Below are 25250 nucleotides of genomic sequence, written 5' to 3' on the forward strand. Positions count from 1 at the left end.
TCACGTACAGCTCTTTTTTTATATATATTTTTGATAAAAAAGCACAAAATTTACGTCTGAATTATCGCCATGTACTGTGTCCCTCTGTCAGTATGTCTGTCTGTCTCGCTCCCTCATACTGCTTCCTAACTCTAACGATCACAGATGACCTTATTTACCCGCATTCAGCACTGCTGGAATTCTAACGATCCTGAGAAAGCTTATTTCACCGAAAAACTATAATATTGGTGCTTTTCTCAGTGAAATCTGCCATATAACGTTCCTGGTGAACGTTAGAATTTGAAAAGCCCTCTCTTGCTCCAAATAAGGCTGCTGGTGAACGTTAGAAAACGAGCACGTGTTAGTTGGTTGGTGAACCCGAAAAAACGCAAATCCATTGGGATTGTGCGTTCGTGGGATTAATGGCGCTGCTTTGCCAACTTATGACCAACGCATGGTCATTGAAAGGACATCGAAAGGACATTGATTGGTGATTAAATCAAGAGTGAACCCGGACAGATTGCTCAGTACGCCGGGACTGAGAATATACTTATGAAGCTGCTGTGTTATCCTTAATCCGGTGAGGATACTGGCTTTCTGACCTTTTTCATGCGAGAGTTGATTAACGTATCCTCTGTTATAACGATTTTCTGCGGAATTTTGTATGGAGGGAGTTTATCTTGGCAATAGACCCAAATGGCTCTGCGAAGCTCTGTCAAAGAACAGGGGCTGGAGAGTCGGACTGTGGCCTTCACCTGCTGGCCTGTGATTCCGCTCACCTCGCCCGTGACCACCGCTGCCTCAATACAATCCATCTTTTCAAGCACATCCTCCACTTCAGCAGGGTACACTTTCCAGCCGCCTACGTTAATGATCTCGGAACGACGACCCAGTATGCGGATATATCCTTGTTCCACAACTGCCTCGTCTCCTGTTCGCAGCCATCCATCTTCAGTAAAAGGAGAAGGGGCATTCAGATAACCTATCATCGCCGTTGCGGTGTGAATCTGCAACTCCCCGTCCACAACCCGGTACTTCACCTCTTCATCCTGAATGGAAAATAGCAGCGATCCCCGTCCTTTGGAGCGTGTCGGCAAAATGCCTATTTCGGACATGCCGTAAGCTTGAATCGTTCTAATCCTTGGGAACCGCCGAGTCCAGGCAGCCAGGACCGATTCTGGCATCACTTCCGAACCATAGGAGACAACTTCCAGACTCGACAGATCATAAGTCTCATCTTGTTTTCCCAGAAGCAGCAGATTCATAAATGTTGGGGAGACCGGCAGTGCCTGCACACGATGTTTTTGAATGGTACGACACACTTCGTCTGGAGTACGATTCGCCAATATACATAGGCAGCCCCCACTGGACAAAGATTGCAGCATCGTATTCACCCCACCGATGTGATCAAACATCATGAAGGGTATCGTTCGCAGGGGACGCACCTGACGCCGAAAGGAGTGTAATAGCAGATCTGCTCGGTGCACGGTTGCTTTGCTCACCCCTGTAGAACCTGAGGAGAACAGCACTAGCCCGCCCACCTGCTCCTTTCCCAACTCAATCAAAATGGGTGGTGTCACGCCTTGGCTATGAGGCTCGTACGTTTGTTTTACGACGAACTGTTCTGCAATTCTTTCTAGTCGCACAGCCACATGTGCCAGCTTTACGTACTCGTTCCGCTTGGCCTCGACCAGATTCCGATCCACGGGCAGCACGATACAGCTCTCTCTAAGCAATGCGAGCAATGCCGCAGCTGCATAAGGAGAATAATCCTCTTCCAATGTGACAACCTTCCTGGATATCCCCTCTCTTGCGATCCATTCTTCCATGAGAAAAATCTGGTCAACTAGCCAGTCGTAGCTGTACTCCTGATCTTTCCAAATGAATGCAGGCTGCTGTCCATGAGTGGCAAATCGCTCCAGCAAAAAGTCAATCATCACCTCCACCCTCCCTGTCACTGCCCAGGGTCTGCTGCTGTGCAAGATAATTCACTAGCGAGCCTACCGTCTGATACGGACTTACAGGCAAGGAAGCAGCGGCAATCTCCGCGAGAGCGTTGCCCATACCTGTTCCCCAATGCTCTTCCATCCCCTGCTCCACCACAGCTAGCAAAGACACAAGTTCCAGTGAATTCAGTCGTCCATCCCGACCATATAGTGGAGCGTTACCGCCCTCATCCAAGGCAATGAATGTGTTATGATACGCATTCAATTCCCGGCAGCTATCCAGTACGATGCGCAGCAGAGCTGCCTTGTGTTCATTTTCATCGTCTGGAACCGTTCGGGATTGCCGTGGATATGTGGAAGCTTGAGGCAATGCTCTTCTTAACGACTCATACCAGCGCCATTCATCTGTGACCAGCTCTTGCACTATGCCTGACAACTGTGCTTGCCACCCTTCGCGCTGCTTCATCCGTCCCACCTGAAGCAGGCTATTGGCCTTTTCCCACCGGAGAATGATGTTCTCATATTCCCTGGCATACTGGTCAAGCGGCGCACCCAGCCACTCAGCAGACTCCTTGAGCAAATCCCGGAAATAATATCGACTCCACCGCATATCAAAAAGCAGACTCGAAATTCGGGCTTCGCTCTCTGCATTCCCTCCTGTATTTCCTTCCAGCGCATTGACCAGACTCGTAGATACGGCATGTCCAAAATAAAAACGCCGTTCTCCCTCCATGATCGTTCTACCTGTCAAAAATTCATGGACCTGAGTAGTCAGTGCTTGAGCGAGCATCTCCCGGTAACCCTGCGAATTCAGCAGCACTTTAGCCTGAATGTCCGTTGTTCCGTAGGTTCGCAGCGTCTCCTTCCGTTTAACACCCGCAAGTTCAGGAATGGTCTGATGCCCTCTCCAAAAATCATGGAAAGCTGCAAACTCCACCTTGCCTTTAAACTTGTAAAAAACAGGGTCGTAAACATACATATGCTCTTCATCCATACCATACACGGCAAGCCAATGATCCATCAGGTAATGTCTTGATCCTTCTTTGACATGTTTGTTAATGTATTCAGGGTTGTGATAATCGTCGCAATAAGGCAGATGATAACTGGTGCCCGTCGCCAAAAAAAGTCTGCCCACTTCAAGCTGTCGCCGAATCTGTACTTTCCCTTCCTCAAAGCTACCCAGCTCCCGCTGGTTAGTGATCTTCCAGATCGGTTCCTCATAATCCAGTTTGTGAAAATATGTCTTTACCAAGCCGTTATCTTCGCATGACGGCAGGGTATATAATCGGCTGGCAGCCAGCATGGCAAGACTTGACTTGGAGCCCTGCCGCTCAAGCACTTCATGAATCAGAGGGAAGTTGCATGGATAATAGTAAGGGATGTCCAGTGTTGGAGCGAAGGAATGGATTATCATCTGAGGAAACCTCCTGTTTCTGCTTTGGCAGATGCACTGCCCCAAGCCTGAATATGATAGTAGAGAGACATGTCTTCAGTTGCACGAAATACTCGATTGGCTATGGGATTGCCATTCTGATCAGTCTCAAATTGCCGGAACCCACGCGTAAAACGGAAGGAGAAGCCACTGTCTCTCGGAATACGATAACAGCCTTCGTAGTGACCATCACCCGTATGCATGAGCTTCATACCCATCCCGCCGTAGATGAACTCTTCTCGTTGCTCCGATAATGTGAATGTTGATGTGAGCTTTGCCTGCATACAGACTTGTACAAGGGGAGAAAGCTCAGATATAACACTGTAATCTCGTGTAGCCGTCAGCTCACCGACTTGCAACGTGATCATTGCACTCCCTGTGGCATGAGGAATCAGCATACCATCTGCAAGAACCTCAAGAACTTCGGGATGACTTGAAACATACTCTCCGCCAAGCTTTGTCAAAATCAGACCATTATCACAAAGGAGCCGAGCCTGAACCCTTACCTGCATCCCGCCTTTCAGTCCGATGACATTTCTGCCATACAGCTCCATTGAGACCGGTTTCCCTTCTGGGCCGAACATGTACAACAAGGGCAATTGCACACGCGCTCCCCAATCCGCTTCCTGATGGCACGCATCCGGCTGTTCAAAGTAAGCCAGCTTTTTCACATCTGCTCCCCGATCCAGCATCTCCTGTACGACTGTCCTTACCTGTTCAGGCAAGAACAACCCTTCGGTGTCTCCTATATCCACCCACATTTTCACATCCGGAATGATATCCGGCAGTCGGTACGTGTTTTTCTCCCGCAGTCCACACTCTGCTTGTTCATCCAGTTGCACATCCACAAAGTATGGAGACATCATAATCAGCTTGCCAAACACATCGGGATGACGCATTCCAATATGCAATGTGCATAATGCAGCTGCCGAGGAACCAAGTAAGCCCGTGTTATCTCTATCTCTCTGTGTCCGGTATTTCCGATCAATCATCGGTTTAAGCTCATGAATGATAAAATGCTCGTATTCCTTTCCTGAGCCTCCTATGCCGGTTACTTCCTGCCCAGCGTCAACGTGGTGGTAGAACTCGTTGCGGGTAACCGGACGCACATGTGCGATGGCAACGATAATGATGGGTTCAATCCGGCCAGCAGAGATAAGTTCATCTGCCGCTAGATCAATCTGCCACGTTTCGTTCCCCAGACGGGATGGCCCAAAAACCCGTTGTCCTGCATGAACGTACAGCACCGGGTAATACCGTTCAGTCTGCTCCTCATAACCTGGCGGAAGATATACGTAGATGTTGCGCCTGTTGCCGAGCTGCGATGCCTGAATGTTTTCCAGACACTCCATAACCGATCCTGATCTCAATGCCATCAACCGCCTTTCTTTTCATCCAACAAACTAAATAAGCAAACTTCCCCCGATCCTGCTGTGGATCGCAGGTGACAACAAACAACCCCGCCTCAGGAGAGACGGGGTTGTCCCGGATAAGTCAGCCGAATGGCAAGCTGATCCGGGATGCATAGCCCTTAATTTGATTGAATCTGCGAATAGTTTAAATCGAGTGGCATACTTTTGTAAATATAAAAATAGAAAAAAAATGCTTAGAAAAAAGTTATTGACACAAAACCCAAATTTTCTTAAGATAGCGATGTGATCATAACTCGAGGGCTATGCTTTTAAACCCCAGCGGTTTAGGACAACCCCGGTAACTCCCCAAGGAGATACCGGGGTTGTTGGCGTTTGCGCCTGGAAGGAGGAATCCAAACAATTGAGTGAATTAACCTGCACTATTGTAAGCGCTATAATTCAAAGCTAGATGGTTGTTTATCTTAACTACTACATTCACGAAGGGTGGATCACCATGTTTCAAATGGCCAAACGCGCAATCCTCAGCACCACACTGACCCTCGGCTTGCTTGCCGGCAGCGCCCTGCCGTTCTTGCCAGCTTCTGCTGTTTACGCCGATCCGGATACCGCTGTAACCAACAAACAGAGCTTCAGTACAGATGTGATCTACCAAGTGTTTACGGATCGCTTTTTGGACGGCAATCCCTCCAACAACCCTACCGGAGCCGCTTATGATGCCACATGCAGCAATTTGAAGCTCTACTGCGGCGGAGACTGGCAAGGGTTAATCAACAAAATCAACGATAACTATTTCAGTGACCTGGGTGTCACAGCTCTGTGGATTTCCCAGCCTGTCGAAAATATTTTTGCAACAATCAACTACAGTGGTGTAACCAATACAGCCTACCACGGCTACTGGGCTCGGGACTTCAAAAAGACCAATCCATACTTCGGCACGATAGCCGATTTTCAAAACCTGATTACGACGGCCCATGCCAAAGGCATCAAGATTGTCATTGACTTTGCACCGAACCACACCTCTCCAGCGATGGAAACGGACACATCTTTTGCCGAAAATGGCAGGTTGTACGATAACGGTACGCTGGTGGGCGGTTATACCAATGATACCAACGGGTATTTCCATCACAATGGTGGCTCCGACTTCTCTTCCCTGGAGAACGGCATCTACAAAAACCTGTATGACCTAGCGGATTTCAACCACAATAACGCGACCATCGACAAATACTTCAAAGATGCGATCAAACTGTGGCTTGATATGGGCGTTGACGGCATTCGGGTGGATGCGGTGAAGCATATGCCTCTCGGTTGGCAAAAGAGCTGGATGTCCTCCATTTATGCACACAAACCGGTATTCACTTTTGGTGAATGGTTCCTGGGATCGGCTGCATCCGATGCAGATAACACAGATTTTGCCAACAAATCTGGTATGAGTCTGCTTGACTTCCGCTTTAACTCCGCTGTGCGTAATGTGTTCCGAGATAACACATCCAACATGTATGCGCTGGATTCCATGATTAACAGTACCGCTACAGATTACAATCAAGTGGGCGATCAGGTGACGTTCATCGACAACCATGATATGGATCGTTTCAAAACAAATGCAGTTAACAATCGCCGCCTGGAACAGGCTTTGGCCTTTACATTGACTTCACGTGGTGTGCCTGCCATCTACTACGGTACGGAACAGTATCTAACGGGAAATGGCGATCCGGATAACCGGGCCAAAATGCCTTCGTTCTCCAAAACTACAACAGCATTTAACGTGATCAGCAAACTGGCTCCTCTGCGCAAATCCAATCCGGCCATTGCCTACGGTTCCACACAACAGCGCTGGATTAACAATGATGTATATGTTTATGAGCGCAAATTCGGCAAGAGTGTAGCCGTTGTTGCTGTAAATCGCAATCTTTCCACATCAGCAAGCATTACAGGATTGAGCACTTCGCTGCCTACAGGCTCATACACGGATGTACTTGGCGGCGTGTTGAATGGAAACAACATCACGTCTAGTAACGGCAGCATCAACACCTTCACCCTTGCTGCGGGCGCAACGGCAGTGTGGCAATATACCACAGCCGAAACGACACCTACCATCGGTCATGTCGGTCCGGTCATGGGTAAACCAGGGAATGTCGTCACGATTGACGGCCGCGGATTTGGCTCCACGAACGGCACTGTATACTTCGGCACTACAGCCGTTACTGGAGCAGCGATCACATCATGGGAAGATACACAGATTAAAGTAACCATCCCTTCCGTTGCCGCTGGCAACTATGCGGTCAAAGTTACTGCAAATGGGGTAAACAGCAATGCGTATAACAACTTCACCATCCTGACTGGCGATCAGGTTACGGTTCGCTTCGTTGTAAACAATGCCTCCACAACACTTGGACAGAACCTTTATCTGACAGGCAACGTAGCAGAGCTTGGCAACTGGAGCACCGGATCGACCGCCATCGGACCCGTGTTTAACCAAGTGATTCATGCGTATCCAACCTGGTACTATGATGTCAGCGTACCGGCAGGCAAACAGCTGGAGTTCAAGTTTTTCAAGAAAAACGGCTCAACGATTACATGGGAAGGCGGTTCCAACCACACATTTACCACACCAGCGAGCGGAACAGCTACCGTTACGGTAAACTGGCAGTAAGAGCTTCATATCACGGATACACAAGCTAACCCGGAATACGCAAATGCAGCGTATATTCCGGGTTTTGCTGTGCGATCCGGATTTTGTCGTAAGACCCGTGGTTTGCTGTGTGACGGACAAGATCGGAGCCTTAGCTATATGTTTAGCTATGTGCTTATCTCCATGCTTGTCCATCCGGATACGCCAAACTCATTGTAGCTCAGTGACAAAGGATATTTCGCCACATCCGTATTGAACGATCCCATCTTCTTTTGTATGAAAACCTAAGTATAGGTTCGAATGGACTTCAAGGTTGTGATTGCAACGACCCCCGTTGCAAGGAGTAAGACACCTACGCTTTCCAAAACCGTAGCGGCCCCCCATTGATCGGCAAAGATCGAGACCACTGTCAGGCCAAGGATCGGCGCTGTACTTGTAATCGTTCCAACAACACCGTAAACGCTCCCCTGCATCTCATCGGGTACGGCGGTGCGTAACATAATCTGGGTCAGCATCGTGCAGCAGGCAAACATGGCTCCTCCGCCTATGATAAGTGGCAAGGCCATAACAGGCGAGGATACATTGGCTAGAAGCATATAGACTGGCCCCAACACCAGCAGACCAATAAAGACCCATCTCCCGCGATGTTTCAGTCTTTTCCCCGAAGCGATCAACACCCCTGATCCAATCATATATCCAAGAGGAATACACATTTCAATCAAACCAAATTGAACCGGATTCGCCTTCCATACGTTAACAGCCATCACCTGAATGAGCATCATGGCTGACATGAAAAACAGCAACAAGAGCGGATTGAGCAATACAATCGAACGAATGAGCGGACTGCGATAGATGTAAGCAAATGAACTGCGCCACGCCTGTGCAAAAGATTTCGAGTCACCACTGGCACGCATCACCTGCGGAAAACGCCCTGCCAGTAACACACAGACTGCAGACAATAGGAAAGTTGCCCCCGTAATCAGGATGGCGACAAAACCGCCAAACGCAGCTACAGCGACCCCGGCAGCAGCCAAACCACTGATACGAGCCAGATTGTCCACCAGATGAATGGTACCCGTTGCCTGTTGGATGTGCTGCTTGCCAACCATGCTCGCAACGGAAGCGTGAAATGCGGGTGCTTGAAAAAGACTTGAAAACATGGATAAAGAGAGTAATAACAGCAAAACAGGAAAAGGCGCTTGCCAACTGAATAGACTAACTGCAATCATCAGAGCGATGACACCACGAAACACGTCCGAAGCCAACATTAGCTTCCTTCGATCAAACCGATCGGCTACCGTGCCCGCTACCGATCCAAATAAAAAGCTGACTGCCATATTACAGATCTGCACAGCAGCCATGCTCTTGGCGCTGCCAGTCGTCTGAAGTACCCATAGACTGATGGCAATGCTATTAAAGCAGTCGCCAAAGACAGATATGCCATACCCATACAGGATTCTCCGAAACGTCTTGTTACGCCACAGGGTTCCAGGTGCTTCACTGCTTTGCAAAACAGCTTGTCCCCCTGGATAGGCTGCAGCCTCAGGTTCACTGGAAGGGTTCATCCCCATACAACACGTTCCTCCTTTTTCTTCATTAGAAGCCCTAACCCTGTAAGCACAAGCAGGCACTTCCGAAGCATTGCCAGTCAACAAAGACATGACGTTGCGGAAGTGCCTGCTTGAAGTAGCGCAAGTGTGGCTCATCTCTCCCATACTGCGACTGACCATGTTGTTGACGGCACGGAGTGACTTTACTCTAATGATGCCACAAAGTGATGTTAACCTTTCGATGCACCTGTCGTCAGGCCCTGCACGAGGAATCGCTGCAGGAATACAAACAGTAGAGTAATAGGAATGGCGATTAATACAGCTCCCGCAGCAAACATTGTGAAGTTACTGTCCTGATACCGATTGACCAGATCCCACATACCCACGGCCAGAGTCCAGTTCTCCTTGGTACGCAGCACCAGCCGGGCAAAAATAAAATCCATCCATGCCCCCGTGAAACTGGTTAATGCGACGTACGTCAGCATCGGTTTGGATAATGGCAGAATGATGCTTGTAAACACACGCAGATGGCTTGCACCATCGATGCGAGCCGCTTCATCCAGGCTGCGCGGGATGGTGTCAAAGAAACCTTTGACGATGAATCCGCCCAGCACTGCGCCTGAGGAATAGACCAGAATAAGCGCAGCATGCGTGTCGAGCAGTTTGATTTGCAGCAAAATAATATAGATGGCAATCATGCTCATGAAGCTTGGAAACATGCCCAGAATGAGCATGGTGGACAGAATCGTTTTACGCCCCCGAAAACGGAACCGCGACAATGCATACATCCCCAGCGTCACCATTAATGTCGAAAAAATCATCGTAAAGAAGGCGATCTTCAGTGTATTCATATACCATCTGCCATACATAAAAGACGGATTGTTAAACAGCTCTCCATAATGGGACAGCGTGAAACTTTCCGGCCATAAGCGTTCACTGAACAATGCGGCGCCAGGACGCAAAGACGATAGAAAAATCCACAATACCGGATAGACAGATACAACAGCAATAATTAGCAAAAGCACGTAACTAAGCGTCAAACGAATCGGATTGTTGCGTTTCTTCATTGGATCATGTCCTCCTCCTTGAATGATTTGGAGCGGCGGAAGTTCCAGATGGAGAAGGTGGCGATAATCAGGAAGATGATGATACCTACCGCGGAGGCCATATTGAATTTGTTATTGTCGAGCGTGAGCTTGTAGAGCCAGGTCACCAGCAAATCCGTTGCCCCTGCGTACTGGTAGTCGCCGCGAAGCGGGTTACCGTTCGTTAACAGGAAAATCACGTTGAAGTTGTTGAAGTTTCCGGCAAACTGCATAATCAGCACCGGCGTTGTGGCAAATAAAATGAACGGCATCGTAATAATCTTGAACTTCTGGAATGCAGAAGCGCCATCTACTTCGGCTGCCTCATACAGATCACGCGGAATAGCTGTAAGCACACCCAAGATTAACACCATGCTGACCGGGATACCAATCCACATGTTAACGACAATGACAGTAACCTTAGCCCAGAACGGGTCTGTCAGCCACGGTAATCCTTCAAGTCCGAATGCTCGCATATACGTATTAATCGGTCCAAACTGACCGTTGAACAGGTTACGCATCAGTAGCAGCGAGATAATCTGTGGAATGGCATAAGGTAAAATAAAAATCGTGCGCCACAGCTTTTTGAAACGAATGCCCTGCTGTTCGATCAGCAAAGCCACCAATACCCCGCCAAAATAAGTGGTGACGGTCGCCAAAATGGCCCAGATGACTGTCCAGGTCAGCACGCCGTAGAACGTCTGACTCCACGATTTGAGCTGGATCAAATCCGTAAATGTTTTGAATCCTACCCAGTCCACCAGTTTCGCTGGTGGGATATGATCCGGTGCAGAATAGTTGGTAAACGCAATCGTAACGGTGAACAAAATCGGCATGATGGTAAAAAACAGAATACCGATTGCCGGGATCGACAAGAACAGATACGGAAAGTTTTTGTCCATGACATTACGTATCGTCGCCGCAGCTCCAAGCGTTGGTTTCCCCTGTTCTCTTGCAAGCCCGGTCAGATACGCATCCCGAATGTTCAGGATGTACACAAGTACAAACACAAAAAAAACCAACAGCACAATAATTCCGTCCAGTAGCAAAAAGATGGAATGGTCGCCCTTTTGAAGCACCGTTGAACCATTCACTTTCACAAACCGCTGTGTATTCTCCCCCAGTGTCCATATTCCCCATACTGCATGGGATAGCCGTGGAAGCAGGTATGCAAGCCCTGCTCCCTCCAGTAGCAACAGAACAATCCCTTTAATCCATTGCCGATTGTATAACTGTCCAAGACCTTGCAGTATGATGGAGCATATGGCTGCTGTCATCCGGTGCTGCTTTTCCCTGTTCGGATGGGCAGATACCGGCACATGCTGTTGTTGCATATGCTCTCTCCTCTCCATTTGGTATGATTCGTCGCTTCATCATTGTTTCGTTGATTCGTTGTTATTGCACGGTTGCCAGACTCTCCTTAATCTGCTTAACAGCATTGTCGAGTGAAGCTTTTACATCCTTGCCACTATCCCAAATGTCGGTAATGGCTGACGAAATCGGTCCCCAAACACTGTCCATGGCTGGAAGCGAAGGCATCGGTGTCGAGTTGTTGAATTGTTCAAGGAAAGCTTTGTTGATCGGATCTTCCTGTACTTTGGCGTCCGCTGCCACATTTTTGTTCGCTGGAAGCGTGCCGTTCATATCAAAGTTCTCCATCTGGGCTTCTTCGTTCGAGAGGAACGCAGCCAGCAGCTTGGAAGCATTCGGGTACTGGGTAAATGCATTGACGTAATAGGCTTTTACACCTGAGAAAGAGGTCATTGGTTTACCATCAATAACTGGAAGCGGAGCGACTCCAAAATCAATTCCGGCGTTGCGATAGTCGGCAATGGTCCAAGGTCCGTTAATATCCATCGCCAGTTTGCCGCTGGAGAACAGTCCTTTTTTGATATCATAGTTCACATCGCCCATCTTGAGCGGTAGCACCTCAGCCTTCAGCTTTTGAAGAAATTCCCCACCCTTCTGGGCCCCTTCGTTGTTCAGACCGAGATCACTACGATCCATCCCGTTGTCGCCGAATATATATCCACCATGGGAAGCCAGGAAGGCATAGTTATAATAGAATTGCTGGAGCTCCCACATCAGTGCATACTGATTAGACTTGGTATTATTGAACGTTTTGGCGAAATCGATAATTTCATCAAAGTTTTTCGGTGCTTCGGGGTACAATGTTTTGTTGTAAAAGAGGGCGTATGTTTCGACGCTGTATGGATATCCGTATAAAATGTCTTTGAACGTTACCGCCTTCAGCGCATTCTCGCTGGTATTGGCTGTAGTTTCGGCTTCAAAGATATCATTGGGCAAAATAAGTCCTGCTTCCGAGGCGCTGCCAATCTTGTCATGCGGGAACACAACAACGTCCGCGGCAAGCCCGGCGGGGCCATCCGTCGTTAGCTTGGTTACCTGGTCTGTTGGCGGAAGTTCCTCCATTTTGACCGTGACACCATATTTTTCTTCGAATTTTTTGACTCGCTGCTCGATAAAACTGCTCTGGTTTTTATCTTCCCAAATCACCAGTGTTGCACCCTCCTCGGGCTGGAGATTCTCTGCGGTTAGCTGTACCGTATCCTCCGGATTATCACTTGGCGTTGCCGGAGAAGAACTGCCACCTCCCCCAGTCGAGCATGCAGCCAATGTAAACGCCATTCCGATGGACAATACTGCGCCTTGCCATTTTTTCATGTAAAATGTCCCCTTTCCCTCTGCGTGATGCAACTCAATTTTCGCGCTTTTCACCCTATAAAATGTGTAGATTGTCAGGAGTTTGTATTCCATGTGAATTACTGTACAAACGTTTGCTCAAAATGGAAGACAAGATCGCTGCGATATCCAGTATGTAGGGGAAAACAAGCCAATGAGGAAGTATTTACAACGATGTAAGCGCTATAATATCTTCCACATCATACAACACTGAACTTTCTTTGTACAAACGTTTGCACAAGCTGTATTCCTTCAAATTTAACCATATCCTGAATTTTACTCACAGTAATTTCCTGTTTCCTTGATCTACCTCTTTCTTCCTTTATTTTGCTCCACTTGCATTCTGGGTTATTTAGTAAACAATTGATTTCCAGTACCCTTTGCATTACCATAGGAGAATGTTGAAATGATTGAATCAGAAGGGGTTTTTTACATGATTACGATCAAGGATATTGCCAAATTGGCGGGTGTTTCCCCTTCTACAGTGTCACGGGTGATTTCGGGTCATCCCAGAATCAGCACGGAAACATCTCTTAAAGTTAAACAAATTATGAAAGAGCTCAATTATCATCCCAATATGATGGCAAAGAGCCTTGTGTCCAAAACAACGCAAACGCTTGGAATTATGCTGCCTCGTCCTGCGGAGGAACTTTTCCAAAATTATTTCTTTGGAGAATTGCTGCGCGGTATCATTACCTATGCGACTCGTAACAACTATGAATTACTGCTGTCTACCGAGACGTCCTCCGATGATGAGTTACAGGCTATTTCCCGTCTTGTGCACGGGCGAAGGGTCGATGGTATCTTGCTGCTAGGTTCCAAACGAGACGACCCGATCATCTCTTTTCTGGAAGAGGAAAAATTCCCCTTTGTGCTGATTGGCCGAAGTGAAACCCATCCAAATGCTCCGATGGTGGACAACGATAATGTACAGACCGCTTATGATGCAACCCAGCATCTTATCGCTCAAGGTCATACTCGCATCGGATTTGTAAGCGGCCCGCCGGATATTACGTTATCGCATGATCGCATGCGCGGATATCGGAAGGCTCTTGATGAATCCGGGCTAACCGCCAATAACGACTGGATCGTGGAGGGTGAATTTCTGCAGGAAAGTGGCTTCCGCGCTATGTCCCTGTTCATGTCGCTACCCGACAGGCCTACCGCCATCGTCGTTATTGATGATAACGTGGCTTTTGGTGTGTTAAGAGCACTTGCAGAGCTTGGATATCGAGTGCCCGAGGATATCAGTGTAGTTAGTTTTAACAATATCGCTTTGTCCGAACTTGCTTCGCCTCCGCTCAGTTCCATTGATATTGGAACTTATCAGCTCGGGTATACCGCAGTTCAGGTTCTGTTAAAAATTCTCGGCAACGAGCCTCTCGCTCAGAACCCTGTTATTATTCCGCATCGCCTGATCGTACGTGAATCATCCCTATATTCGAAGGTTAAGCCTTTCCTGAGTTAAGCGCTCTACCTTATCTTTTGAAAATGCAAACGTTTGTCTAAACGCCCTTTCTTCAGAACTTGAATGTTGTAAAAGGAATCCTTGAGCGTATGCCAGAGATAATAAGAATGGCGATGACATTACCAATGACAATGACAAAGAAGCCGTAATCATACGGCTTCTTTGGTTATCTTATATTGACGACTCACGAATCATCCTCCGCTTGGTCGGTTTAATCAGAAAAAAAAGCAAATTAGTAAGAGCTCCAGCCTGCGTCAGCCGTAATTACGGTACCATTTACAAAACTGGATTCGTCCGATCCGAGGAACAAAGCCACTTTGGCAATCTCTTCACTCGTTCCTACCCGTGGGTTGATTGCCATCCCCTGTTGCTGTCGTCCTGCACCGAACGGGTTAATACCTGTCATGGATGCCCCGATGTTGGTTGCAACCGCTCCTGGTGCAATCGCATTACAACGAATGCCTTGCTCGGCATACATGTATCCTGTATTTTTGGTAAAGCCCACCACAGCGTGTTTGGAAGCCGTATATGCGGCCCCTGCCCGTCCACCGTGCAAGCCACCTGCTGAAGCAATATTTACAATAACACCTTGCTGTTTCTCCAGGAAAATTGGCAGTACTTTGCGTGTTGTGCGCATAACACTTGTTGTGTTCACCGCAAAAACCTTGTCCCACCGCTCATCGCTAATATCCGCAGCTGGCTCCATCCCATCCATAATCCCCGCATTGTTGACTAGAATGTCTACTGTACCGTATTTACTCACCGTTTGATCAATAAGTTGCTGGACGTCTTCCTCTTTCGCTACATTAGCCAGAAGAACGAATGCTTCCCCACCCTTTGCCTCTATCTCTTGAACGACTGCCCGAGCAGCTTCTTCGTTGATATCGGAAACAACGACTTTGGCTCCTTCTTGCGCGTACAATGTGGCAATGGCTTTCCCCATTCCCGATCCTGCACCTGTGACAATGGCCACTTTATTTTGAAGTTTCATTGATTTACGCCTCCTTCGATGTATTCGTTTACATAAAGATAACAAACAAATGTTTATTATCTCTTATCCTTAGTATAATAAGTCATAGCTTTTCGATACAATCAGTAAAAACCTTGCCAATTGTACGTTAAACAACAGGCTCTCACCTGTTTGTACGTTATCTTTTATAAAAATTATCAGGGAGGAATTCCAATGCCCGAAACATCGGACGCGATGGATCGAAGAATCCGCAAATCCAAAGCTGCGCTGAAGGATGCTCTCCTTCATTTGATGCAGAAACGTAATTTCAAGGAAATCTCCATCTCGGATATTGTGCAGCAAGCTGACCTGAATCGGGGAACCTTTTACAGACATTATCAATACAGGGAAGACCTGTTCAACGAAATCCTGCATGATGTGACTCAGGATCTGGTGTCCTCATTCCGCAAGCCGTACGAGGGGATGCAAGAATTCCAGGTGGGGCAGATGCCCTCTTCCGCCATTACGATCTTCGAACATGTGCATCAGCACGCCCAATTCTACACACTCGTTGTGCAGTCCGAAGCTTCATCCAGCTTTCAGCGTATGATCTGTGATGTACTACGTGATCTATCTTTGCAGGACCTGAATCATGTATTCCCTCCGCATATTAACCCGGAGCTGCTCGCAAGTTATCAGTCTCATGCCATATTTGGCATGATCATGGAGTGGATCAGACAGGATTTCAAACACAGTCCTACCTATATGGCGGAAGAGTTGTTCAAAATTATTCATTACACGCCCTCAAAATGATTAAAAATTTTAATATTTTCTCAAAATATGGGTATAAAAAAAGAGTTATTATTCAACTATTTACACATTGTCTCGTGAATTCAAATTTGAAGCAGGAGGAATGAAGATGAAATCTTTCAAGTATCGTCTTGAGCAAAAGGAACCCCGTACCGGTCCCGGCGGCATCACTCGCGGAGCCTAGGTTCATGACTTCCCCGCATCCATCGGTATCGCTGGAGTGTCCATGCGCCTGGAACCAGGCGGCATGCGTGAACTTCACTGGCATGTGAACGCAGCCGAGTAGGCCGTACTCGCACTATCCTGGTTTATTTTTGTCATTGGAGCGGCACTGGGCGCCTTGATGCTTGCCTATGGCGGTCTGTTCCTGTCGCTCCTTGCGGCTCTGTTGTTTCTCGTCCTGGTTATCCCCTATATAGTCTATATGCAGCGTACAAAAAACGGTTGACCCCGAATCTGCGGGTCAACCGTTTTTTGAGTTCTCTAATATACATAATGATAACTATAAACCAAGCTTCTGACCTTTTTCCAGCCGCTGAATCTGCTGTTCCCCGGTCTCTGCCAGTTCACGGAACTGACCGATCGTCTCTCGCATTCTTGGCAAGGCCTCCTGTTTGTAGACCGAGATCGAGTCCAGTGCGGACAGCACATCCGTAAAAGCTTGCTTCATCGTATCTACCGAGATACTTGCCTCGTAAGCCTGCTTCTGGATTGCCGCCCCCTGATCCTTCAACATCTTGGAAGTACCAGCAATAAGCTCATTGGTGGTACGGTTGAGCATTTCAATCTTCTGCAAAACAATCTTCTGGTTGTATAATGCACTGGCAACGGTAACCGCAATCTTCAGCGCGGAGATCGTCACATTTTTCGCCCGATCCACACCGCGGATGAGTTCCTTGTTGTTGCGAATGACCACTTCAATAGCCATAATCCCCTGCTGGTTTACGACCAGCATCTGCTGCAAATCCATGACTCGCTGACGCAGTGGGAACAACACTTCTTCGGTAATAAAACGAACCTTCTCGGGGTCCTCACCGCGGACCTTGGCTGTCTCAATCTGTGTGTCGATGGATTCATCCATCAACATGCCGAGCTGAATCTCCTTCTGCAGCCGCTTGGTCAGTTCGCGCAGGCTCTGCTGCTCGATCTCAAGCGTGGTGTTGTCATTGCGCAGCGTGGTGCGGCCCTTGTCGAGTGAAACGACAATATCGGCGATGACAACGTCGGCTTTCTGGTACTTCAGGAAGTACGCGCGCAGCGGATTGAACAGCTTGCCCAGAAAGCCTGTTTTGGCGAAATCGACCACGCTCGGGTCGAGATCCTTCAGTTGCATGTGCAGCTCGGTCAACCCTTTGGCGACCTGACCGCCCTCGTCTCCGGTCTTGGACAGATGTCCAACGGAGACTTGAAGCAACGCGTTTTTCTCGGAAGAGGACCGCATCGTGTTCATGCCAAAGCCGTCAATGGATTGCAAAATTTCTTTGCGCTTCTCCAGGGATTCGAGGTCCAGGTTCATGATCATATCCACATTCGAAGTCGCTACCTGTTGTAATTCTGCTACCTCGGCCGGCACCGGTTTGATCTCTTCTTCAATGACCTTTTGAATTTCCTTCTGGCTCGGTATTTCCATCGTAAATGACATCCGCTGTTCCCCCTTTTAGTTACATCCGTGCATGCTTACATCTGAACGTTAAACAGGTTTCCAATTTTGTAGACGACATCGTCGGTGTCCGCATTAATGCTGGCTGCCTCGTTAATGCTGGAGATGCTCTCCAGCGCTTTGATGTCGGCGTTATATCCAATCGTGTAGATCGGTACTTTGTACGTTTCCACCAAGTCTCGAATATCCTTAAGCGAATGTCCTTCGTTCGTCTCGCCATCACTCAGGACAAAGATCAGCGGTTTCACGTTAGGGTTCGCCGCTTTGTAATCCTCCAGCATCTTCATCGCAACCACAATGCCGTCAAATGTCGCTGTCCCCCCGCTAGCTTGCAGGCTATCCACCGTTCCGACAAACATGGATTGCTGGTTCGTATCATATTTTGCAATCGGCAGATTCACCGTCACGTCGCTGGAGTAAGAAACCAAGCCGATGCTGTTATCGGTACCAAGATACTTCTGGCCTTTACGCAAAGATTCTTTAAGACGGTTGAGTGGTTCCCCCGCCATACTTCCGGATACGTCCGTAACAAATACCGCGGCGATTGGATTATTCCCGTTTTTCTTCTCTTTCCAAACTTTCTGCGCAGACAGTAATGTATTGCCATCCACCGTAGCCAGCTCGGATTTGTAATCTTGCAGACCGTTAAATCCAAATTCCACTGCCTTTTTCTGATACTGATCCTGCGTGACAAAGTCGGCAAACTTCTGGATAATCTCCTGTTTGTTCTGCGGCAATTGACCAAGGGCATACAGCGGGCTGTCATGCCTTACGCCAAATGGGGTAAACACATATCCGCTCTTCAGATCGGCCGTATTCACATAGGTCTGATACTCCAGTACAAAAGCATCCAGTCTGCCCGACTTGGCCGCTTCCCGCATCTGAATCGTGGTGGACGCTGTGAATGGCACATTCGCCTGGAATTTCTCAAAGCCTTGAATGGCTTTGTCGCCCAGCGGATTAGTACTATCATACGTATTTAATGCGGTAACCAGGAAGTTCAGTCCTGTGGAACTGGCAAAAGGGTCGGTATATCCCATCGTAAGCTCGTTATTAGCAATGGCCTCGGTTATGGTTTTCACATTCACGGAACCGTAGGTGTTCACAAGTGCATCATATTTGGCTTTGGAGATGACGATGCCCGGTACGTTGCCCACGAGCCGCTTCGAAATGAGCTTGGTCTTCACTCCACTGGCTTCCACCATCTCGCCCCACAGTTCATTGGAAGGTGTGAAAGCATCTGGAACATATTTGCCGGACTTGATGTAATCCGTGGCTGTACCAGAAGCAATGTTGCGGATTTTGACCGATATTTGTTTGCCGCCGGCTGTGATCTTTGCTTGGTTAAATGCCTCTGCGACCTCGGTTAACCATCCATCCACTCCGCTGCCTGATTTCTCGGTGGAGGAAAAGATTTCAACGAAATCATTGGTGGTATTCTCCACTGCAACCAGAAATTTTGATATATCTGGCAAGGATTCTGCGACATCTACGGGATCGAGGTCAATCTGTCCTTTGACGGGTTCTGCTGTAGCTGGTGCAATGTCCGCGTACAATTTTCCAAGTTCCTTACCTGCATTTTCGGTCGTGACCTGTGTGGTAGACTTGCCAAAGTTCGATGTCAGTGTGATTCCTGCATAAACGAGACCAAACACAAGTACCAGCATGATGATCGATATGAGAAAAAACTTTCCTTTCTTTGCCATAAGTGCAACCCCTCACTGTCTATATAATTTGGTGTGCTTGATTAACTCGTCAATCTCCTGCATACAAGGCATCTGTTCAATATCTCCGGCTTCAAAACTATCCAGGCGCGAAATCTCCAGCAATAGTTGATCCAGCTTAAGTAAAATCTCTTCATTCGTGTGAAGGGATTCCTTCACATAGGTCAGGTAATCGTTGTAGACTTTCGTTTTTTCCTGAAAAAGCTTCTGCGGAATCGTGGAGGATTTGGCTTTCAACATGCTGGCATAATCGGCTTCATCAAAGACGTTCAGTCGATTCAATATGCTGCGGATGTTCAGATATAACAGCTTCTCAACCTCTTCCGTGACCATAGCGAATTTCTTAAAGCTCAGCTCGCCGGGATCAAACCGTTGATGAAGCACGTTCATCAGGGTCTCTTTCTTCTTTTTCATCCGGTTCAGTTGGGACAAGCCGAGCGTAATATCTTCTTCAAGGATTTTGATGCGTCTGTAAAAAGATAAAGCCTCAACATAATCTTCGTGGGTTTCGATCTGTCTCACAGGTAAAACCACCGGCTGTTTGAACAATAAATTGTAACTGCCATAGAAGAGTGCAAGCACGCTACCAAAGAGCACGGTGACAGAAAGCGCTGTCTGGAATGCACTCTCTCCAAATCCCATTCCGGCAAAACCAGGTGAGAAGGCCAGAACATTCACCGCTACGATGCCGAGGATGAGTCCAAAGAATTGTATGTACCTGGTCATGGTCGATTCTAAGGCCTCCTTTCAATGTTAGATAATAGAACTTCCTGTCGTTTATTTCCTGTCATCCTTATTGTTATTGTACATGATGTGAACGCTCTCAGGTGGATAGGATGGGAAAATGGATAAGGTATTTTACGTTAATATTAGAATGGTTATTGGATTAGATTGAAATGATGGTTGTGTGATCTTTGACTGGTGTATGATCAATTCTTGATTGGTTTTTGAGTAAAACCTCGCGCTGTTATGGGTATTCCATAGGTTATGGATGTCGGAGCAGTAGTCGTAATAGTAATATACGTGACTTGAGCTTATCCCATTATCATTTTCAGGGACAACACAGAACGAGCTTTGCAACTTAGTGGATCAGAAGAACTGCTGTGCAACCAGGAATTACAGAGGCGCGTTCGTGGTAAATGAAATGTTATCCGGTAATACGTGGAAAATGAGGTTACGTGTCATTTTTTATATAAGACTTGTCTTGGCAGGCTGAAGTGGGATGAGATGCGAGAAGGAGGACATTCCAAAAAGACGAAACGGCGAATACCTCCCATTTCGTCCTAATATGACCAACATGACTTATCCAAGTTTGAAGAGTACATCCAGCGAAATGCTCAGGTCAGGATATAATACGGACTGCATGGTTTCTTTTTCAGAGAACAAGTGACGCGTCTGATATCGCCCATCCTCCAATGTATACACGTGAACCGTCTGATTCCCTGGATCAACAATCCAATATTCATTCACGCCATAGTTCTGATATAGATTAAATTTTTCATTAAAATCCTTACCAGTCCTCAAAGCGGTAAACGCCAGTATTATCAGGTTTTGACACAACCCCACCTCCTTTAATATTTGCTTAGTAAACCTTTTGTTTTGTAACTCATGGTATGCACATGCACTGCATCCATTATATCACTGCAATAACGGTATTTCATATCGATCATCGAACAGATGATGGTTACTGGACGCTCACACGAAAAAATCCGGTCTTCCGCGTGTGGTGCGAACCTCCGTCACTTTCCCGGCACAACTGTTGTCCCCGCTCGCCTGGAATGTTACCTTTACACTCTCTTTGCCTCTCGTGATCTCTCCCGGAATCTCATAGCTGACACGGAATACCTCACCGATCTTATTCATGTGAATGCGCTGTTCCCCGACAACAACATCTTCCACTAAAATGTTAAACTGCCGCTCATACCGGATTCCCTCTCGGTCAAAATGCAGGTAATCCCCGCCCCAATAGGCTACGCACAAATGATTCAAAGCGTCCGGCTCTACAGCCAAATGGTAGCTGAATGCTGCTTCTTTCCCCCCGTATGCCTCACGCCACATATACAATCTGTTACGGCCGTCTGTACTGGAACCATTGTACTGCTCTCCGCGGCAGTTACTCTCCAGCTGATGCCCGATCTCATCCTGCTGACCATCTGGCTGCACGCTGTCGATGGTGATATCGTTCAGCGCTTTCTCCACTGCATCCCCTTCATCGTTCAACGCCCAATACACGGTGTAGAATTCATGATGCACATCATAGAACGGAATCAGCTTCACAGCTTCCCCGGTGGACGTCACTTCCTCGCTAAGTTCAAACGTAAGCGTCTCTTTATCAACAACCCTGATCCACTGGTTCACATCCTCTTCTTCCGTTCGGATAACGGGCACCGGAGCCGTCTTCGGGTTCAGTGCAGTTTCGTCGATAATGGTATCCTCGGGAAGCCCTTCGTTACCTAGTGCACCAGCAAGCACAATCGGGCCATACTGGAATGCCACCTTGTGAGCATCATCCCTGGCTGTATATTTACGCAGGGCCATCGGCAGCGTAATGGTGATGATATCACCCGCTGACCATGTGCGGTCGATAGACAAGTAGCCGGGTTCCAGGCGGGTATACGACTGGGACGTATCCCCGTTTACGGTTGCCGTCATCGGCTCCTGAAGCCAGGACGGCACACGTAGTCTTAGACAAGCCGAGGCGCTGCCTTCGGTGATTGTCAGGGTACCTTTTTCCGAATAGGGGAAATCAGTTTCCAGTCTCAGTGCCAGTCCCCGTGATGCCCAATCCAGCTCCGAGGCAATGTACAGGTTCACATATAAGTCTTGCTCATCCTCATAATAGATCGCCTCAGCATACTTTCCGGGGTTCTCCATACCTGATCCTGTGCAGCACCACCAGGCGGTATCGCGTGTACCGTAGATTTTGTAGTGCCCTTGCAGGGTGGAAGCAAAATACGTTTTGTTGCCTGTATCCGGATCTTGCGTGCCAAGGATATGGTTATAGATCGCGTTCTCATAATAGTCCATGTAAGCACTGTCCGGGTTCCAGGCAAACAGCTGCTTCGTCAGATGCATCATGTTGTGGGTACAGCAGCTCTCTCCGGTTTTGATGCCAAGGCTTTCCATGCCTTTTGCCTCATAATGCTCGGATATACTCGTTGCGCCAAAGACATAAGAACGCTGCTTCACGGTTGTATCCCAGAAAAATTGTGCCGCTGTCCGGTACGATGTCTGTGCAGGGTCTTGGTTGTAGATTTCGGCTGCACCAATCACTTTGGGAATCTGGGTGTTGGCATGCCTTCCTTGCAGCTCATCCCGCTCCTGCTCCAGCGGCTCCAGAATGAGTTGATGTGTGAATTGACGGGCAGCCTTCAGATAAGCTGAGTTTCCTGTGATCCCGAACAGTTGGGCAAACACTTCGTTCATCCCGCCATGCTCACACAGCAGCATCGTCTGGATCTGCTCCTCGGTCATGGTGTTCAGTCCCTCCACTGCCCAATCCGCAAAACGTGTAACCACATCAAGCGCCTGCTCATTGCCCGTCAATTGATAGGCATCGATCAGACCACGATAGATTTTGTGCACACTGTACCAGGGAACCCAGTATTCGCCGATGTTAAATCCGCCGATATGCTCTGCACGAAAAGCGATGCGGAAAGCTTCCTCGGACAAACCTCCGATATACCCGCTGCCCGTCGTTTGTTGAATTGCTGCCAGTTCACTCACAGCATGATCAAGCGTCTGCTTTAAGGTGGAATTACCCGTCGCCTGATACGTCACGGCGAGAGCCGACATATAGTGTCCCAGAGAATGTCCGCTGATCGAGCGTGCTTCCCAGCCTGCATACCGTTCCTTGCGAGGTGTTAACCCGTGGGCTTCATAACAGGGAGCCAAAAAACGGTCCATATCCAGAGATAACAAGTAGCGTTCTCCGGTATGCTGTGATGTTTGAAACGGCCCTTCTAGCAAATCAACATGTGCGGGGCCTAAAAATCCTTTTGTCGTATCGATCAAGTGGCTCGCTCCTTTGACATATGTAATGGTTTCTTTTTCAGATAGGACTTGGGCTGGATTCAGCAATAAAGGGTAAAATCCGTGTTCCACTCAGGCCAAGACTTATCTCCGCCTTCTCATTGACACCCTTGAATGTCCTCATATTATCAAATAAACTACAGTTATATCAGACCCAGAATCCAAGAAAAGGTGGATAAATCCGTCCTATGTCAAAGCCACTTGAACATTACCTGTGCGGAAAATTCATATCGGAAGGTAACTGGAGCCATATGCGGCGCAGCATGCCCGTTCATGAGCTGATTTTGATGCTGGAAGGTGAGATGTACATCGCGGAGGAAGAGGAAAAGTACATTGTTCGCGCGCATGATCTGTTATTTCTAAAGGCCGGACAGACTCACTACGGTTACCGGATCAGTGACAGACCTGTCAGCTTCTATTGGATACATTACGGGGCAACGCCTGGCCTATTCTGTGATTTCCCAACCCATTCGACCATTCAAGTTCCTTCCATGGCCAATCAGCTGTTCAAACAGCTGTTACACGTATCCTCCTTCTCTTCGGAAGAGGCGGATGCCGCTGCTTTATTGCTTTTCAAAGAAATAGAACGTAATCTGCGCACCGATTATCGCCCGCATAATGCCGTGGTGGATCACATCTGTAAATGGGTCGATATCCATCTGCATCTGAATATTACGGTGAGTGAGATTGCGGAGAACTTTAATTTTAACAAGGACTATATTTCCAAAATGGTGAAGCGAGAGAAAGGGATCGGACTCAAAGCATACATCCTCACCGAACGCATGCGCCGAGCTAAACAACTGTTGCTAAACACCAACGCCAGTGTGAAGGAGATCTCGGCACAGTGCGGCTTCGCAGATTACAAACTGTTTTTGCGCACATTCAAACAACACGAGGGCAGTACGCCCACCGAATATCGCAATCACCTGTACAGCACACAGTTGAATCTTTTTTAGGCACTGTATCGAGATGAAGCCCAAACTAGATAGATTGAAAATCTAACGATCACCAGGAACGTTATTTGGTCTAAAAACAGTCTTTGCAGGTGAAAAAGGGCCGATTTTTCCCAAAATAAGCTCTCTGGGGATCGTTAAAATTTCTTGCTGCCTAAAAAGCGGCAAATAGCATCTGTGGAGATCGTTAGATTTTTTTTATCACTTTTCCCCCTCCTCTCTTCTGCTTTATTCTAGCAACAGATCAAACGTCCTTATCCTTAGATACCTCATATCAAGGTATAGAAATGTTCAAAGTTCTTATAGAACATTCCAATATATTGGTTTGAATCCACTGTGTTATAATGCAAAGAAACATCATTTCTTACTTTACTCATAAGATAAGGAGAATTAAAATATGACAACGGCTTCCATTACGATTCACCTTGCTTCCCCAGCTGATCATGCTGAAATTGTTGATATTTTGGTCGCCAGTTATGCGGAATACCAGCATTCGTTTGAGCAATCGGATCGATGGGAAGCTTATCTGAAAGACATCCGGGAATCTCTGGACAATCCGTACCTGACTGAACTATGGATAGCCAAGATCGAAGACCGGATTGTCGGCACCGTTCAGTTGTTTGAAACTGCACATAACGCCTACCCCAACTTCGAATTGCCGATTGATTATCCATTTATTCGTCTGCTGGGCGTTGATCCCGCATGGAGAGGACACGGTATTGCGCGCGAACTTCTTCAGCGGTGTGTGGAATCGACTAAACAGCTGGGGAAAAATATAGTGTATCTTTACACCGGCGGTCAGATGTCGAATGCCATCCGGTTATATGAGCGTTTTGGCTTTATCGAAGATCCCGAATTCAGTTCCGTGGCGGGTGAAGGCCAAGCGATCTGTTATCGTTACGAGATAAGATAGGAAGTTTTACTGGACGACATATACTACGAATTTACCACCCTAGC

General features: G+C 47.7%; 18 protein-coding genes and 1 pseudogene. 6 read left to right on the forward strand and 13 right to left on the reverse strand.

The window, feature by feature from the left end; translation table 11 throughout:
- Positions 1–551: 551 nt before the first annotated feature.
- The 3 genes from ACR8BL_RS11715 to ACR8BL_RS11725 are packed head-to-tail and all read right to left on the reverse strand — an operon-like array spanning position 552 to position 4733.
- Positions 552–1916, reverse strand: coding sequence for an ANL family adenylate-forming protein (locus ACR8BL_RS11715; protein WP_434752770.1), 1365 nt, complete (start codon positions 1914–1916; stop codon positions 552–554).
- Positions 1909–3339: a hypothetical protein gene (locus tag ACR8BL_RS11720; RefSeq protein WP_434752771.1), complete on the reverse strand. Its 1431-nt coding sequence runs from the start codon at positions 3337–3339 to the stop codon at positions 1909–1911. Before ACR8BL_RS11720 ends, ACR8BL_RS11715 begins: the two co-directional genes overlap by 8 nt.
- Positions 3336–4733: an alpha/beta hydrolase gene (locus ACR8BL_RS11725; RefSeq protein WP_434756683.1), complete on the reverse strand. Its 1398-nt coding sequence runs from the start codon at positions 4731–4733 to the stop codon at positions 3336–3338. Before ACR8BL_RS11725 ends, ACR8BL_RS11720 begins: the two co-directional genes overlap by 4 nt.
- Before the next feature lie 490 nt (positions 4734–5223).
- Between ACR8BL_RS11725 and ACR8BL_RS11730 the strand changes: the two genes are divergently transcribed.
- Positions 5224–7380, forward strand: a complete 2157-nt coding sequence (locus ACR8BL_RS11730) for an alpha-amylase family glycosyl hydrolase (protein WP_434752773.1) — start codon at positions 5224–5226, stop codon at positions 7378–7380.
- Positions 7381–7643: 263 nt separating this feature from the next.
- On the opposite strand, the gene ACR8BL_RS11735 is transcribed toward ACR8BL_RS11730, so the two are convergent.
- The 4 genes from ACR8BL_RS11735 to ACR8BL_RS11750 all read right to left on the reverse strand — a co-directional run bounded on the left by ACR8BL_RS11735 (position 7644) and on the right by ACR8BL_RS11750 (position 12679).
- A complete protein-coding gene (locus ACR8BL_RS11735; RefSeq protein ID WP_434752774.1) occupies positions 7644–8930 on the reverse strand; it encodes an MFS transporter in 1287 nt (428 codons plus the stop codon).
- Between the two features lie 209 nt (positions 8931–9139).
- The gene (locus tag ACR8BL_RS11740; protein ID WP_145332988.1) at positions 9140–9976 is read right to left on the reverse strand and encodes a sugar ABC transporter permease; all 837 of its coding nucleotides are present in this window, start codon (positions 9974–9976) and stop codon (positions 9140–9142) included.
- Positions 9973–11328, reverse strand: a complete 1356-nt coding sequence (locus tag ACR8BL_RS11745) for a carbohydrate ABC transporter permease (RefSeq protein ID WP_434752775.1) — start codon at positions 11326–11328, stop codon at positions 9973–9975. The genes ACR8BL_RS11740 and ACR8BL_RS11745 overlap by 4 nt, the downstream gene beginning before the upstream one ends.
- A gap of 61 nt (positions 11329–11389) precedes the next feature.
- Positions 11390–12679: a sugar ABC transporter substrate-binding protein gene (locus tag ACR8BL_RS11750; protein ID WP_434752776.1), complete on the reverse strand. Its 1290-nt coding sequence runs from the start codon at positions 12677–12679 to the stop codon at positions 11390–11392.
- A 451-nt stretch (positions 12680–13130) separates the two neighbouring features.
- On the opposite strand from ACR8BL_RS11750, the gene ACR8BL_RS11755 reads away from it, so the two are divergent.
- Positions 13131–14165: a LacI family DNA-binding transcriptional regulator gene (locus ACR8BL_RS11755; protein WP_434753096.1), complete on the forward strand. Its 1035-nt coding sequence runs from the start codon at positions 13131–13133 to the stop codon at positions 14163–14165.
- A 232-nt stretch (positions 14166–14397) separates the two neighbouring features.
- Here ACR8BL_RS11755 and ACR8BL_RS11760 read toward each other — a convergent pair whose 3' ends face one another.
- Positions 14398–15156, reverse strand: coding sequence for an SDR family oxidoreductase (locus tag ACR8BL_RS11760; RefSeq protein WP_434752777.1), 759 nt, complete (start codon positions 15154–15156; stop codon positions 14398–14400).
- Between the two features lie 192 nt (positions 15157–15348).
- On the opposite strand from ACR8BL_RS11760, the gene ACR8BL_RS11765 reads away from it, so the two are divergent.
- Together ACR8BL_RS11765 and ACR8BL_RS11770 are read left to right on the forward strand one after the other, a co-directional pair.
- Positions 15349–15927 carry a TetR/AcrR family transcriptional regulator gene (locus tag ACR8BL_RS11765; RefSeq protein WP_434752778.1) on the forward strand — a complete coding sequence of 193 codons (579 nt, stop codon included), beginning with the start codon at positions 15349–15351 and terminating at the stop codon, positions 15925–15927.
- Between the two features lie 196 nt (positions 15928–16123).
- Positions 16124–16210: pseudogene (locus ACR8BL_RS11770) on the forward strand (cupin domain-containing protein); the annotation flags it as partial.
- 216 nt (positions 16211–16426) lie between these two features.
- Here ACR8BL_RS11770 and ACR8BL_RS11775 read toward each other — a convergent pair.
- The 5 genes from ACR8BL_RS11775 to ACR8BL_RS11795 all read right to left on the reverse strand — a co-directional run bounded on the left by ACR8BL_RS11775 (position 16427) and on the right by ACR8BL_RS11795 (position 23322).
- Entirely contained in the window at positions 16427–17566 is a 1140-nt protein-coding gene (locus tag ACR8BL_RS11775) for a toxic anion resistance protein (RefSeq protein WP_434752779.1), read from the reverse strand.
- A gap of 35 nt (positions 17567–17601) precedes the next feature.
- Entirely contained in the window at positions 17602–19290 is a 1689-nt protein-coding gene (locus ACR8BL_RS11780; RefSeq protein WP_434752780.1) for a VWA domain-containing protein, read from the reverse strand.
- Positions 19291–19302: 12 nt separating this feature from the next.
- Positions 19303–20034 (reverse strand): hypothetical protein, encoded by a 732-nt coding sequence (locus ACR8BL_RS11785; protein WP_434752781.1) that lies wholly within the window; start codon positions 20032–20034, stop codon positions 19303–19305.
- Positions 20035–20610: 576 nt separating this feature from the next.
- Entirely contained in the window at positions 20611–20868 is a 258-nt protein-coding gene (locus ACR8BL_RS11790) for a Uma2 family endonuclease (RefSeq protein WP_434752782.1), read from the reverse strand.
- A 135-nt stretch (positions 20869–21003) separates the two neighbouring features.
- Positions 21004–23322, reverse strand: a complete 2319-nt coding sequence (locus ACR8BL_RS11795) for a beta-L-arabinofuranosidase domain-containing protein (protein ID WP_434752783.1) — start codon at positions 23320–23322, stop codon at positions 21004–21006.
- Positions 23323–23528: 206 nt separating this feature from the next.
- Here ACR8BL_RS11795 and ACR8BL_RS11800 point away from each other — a divergent pair, with 206 nt between their 5' ends.
- Complete coding sequence (locus tag ACR8BL_RS11800; protein ID WP_434752784.1) at positions 23529–24296, forward strand: AraC family transcriptional regulator; 768 nt, start codon at positions 23529–23531, stop codon at positions 24294–24296.
- Between the two features lie 394 nt (positions 24297–24690).
- Complete coding sequence (locus ACR8BL_RS11805) at positions 24691–25206, forward strand: GNAT family N-acetyltransferase (RefSeq protein WP_434752785.1); 516 nt, start codon at positions 24691–24693, stop codon at positions 25204–25206.
- The last annotated feature ends 44 nt before the right edge of the window (positions 25207–25250 follow it).

It is taken from the genome of Paenibacillus amylolyticus, from assembly GCF_051136285.1.
In the GTDB taxonomy this organism is placed as follows: domain Bacteria; phylum Bacillota; class Bacilli; order Paenibacillales; family Paenibacillaceae; genus Paenibacillus; species Paenibacillus amylolyticus_F.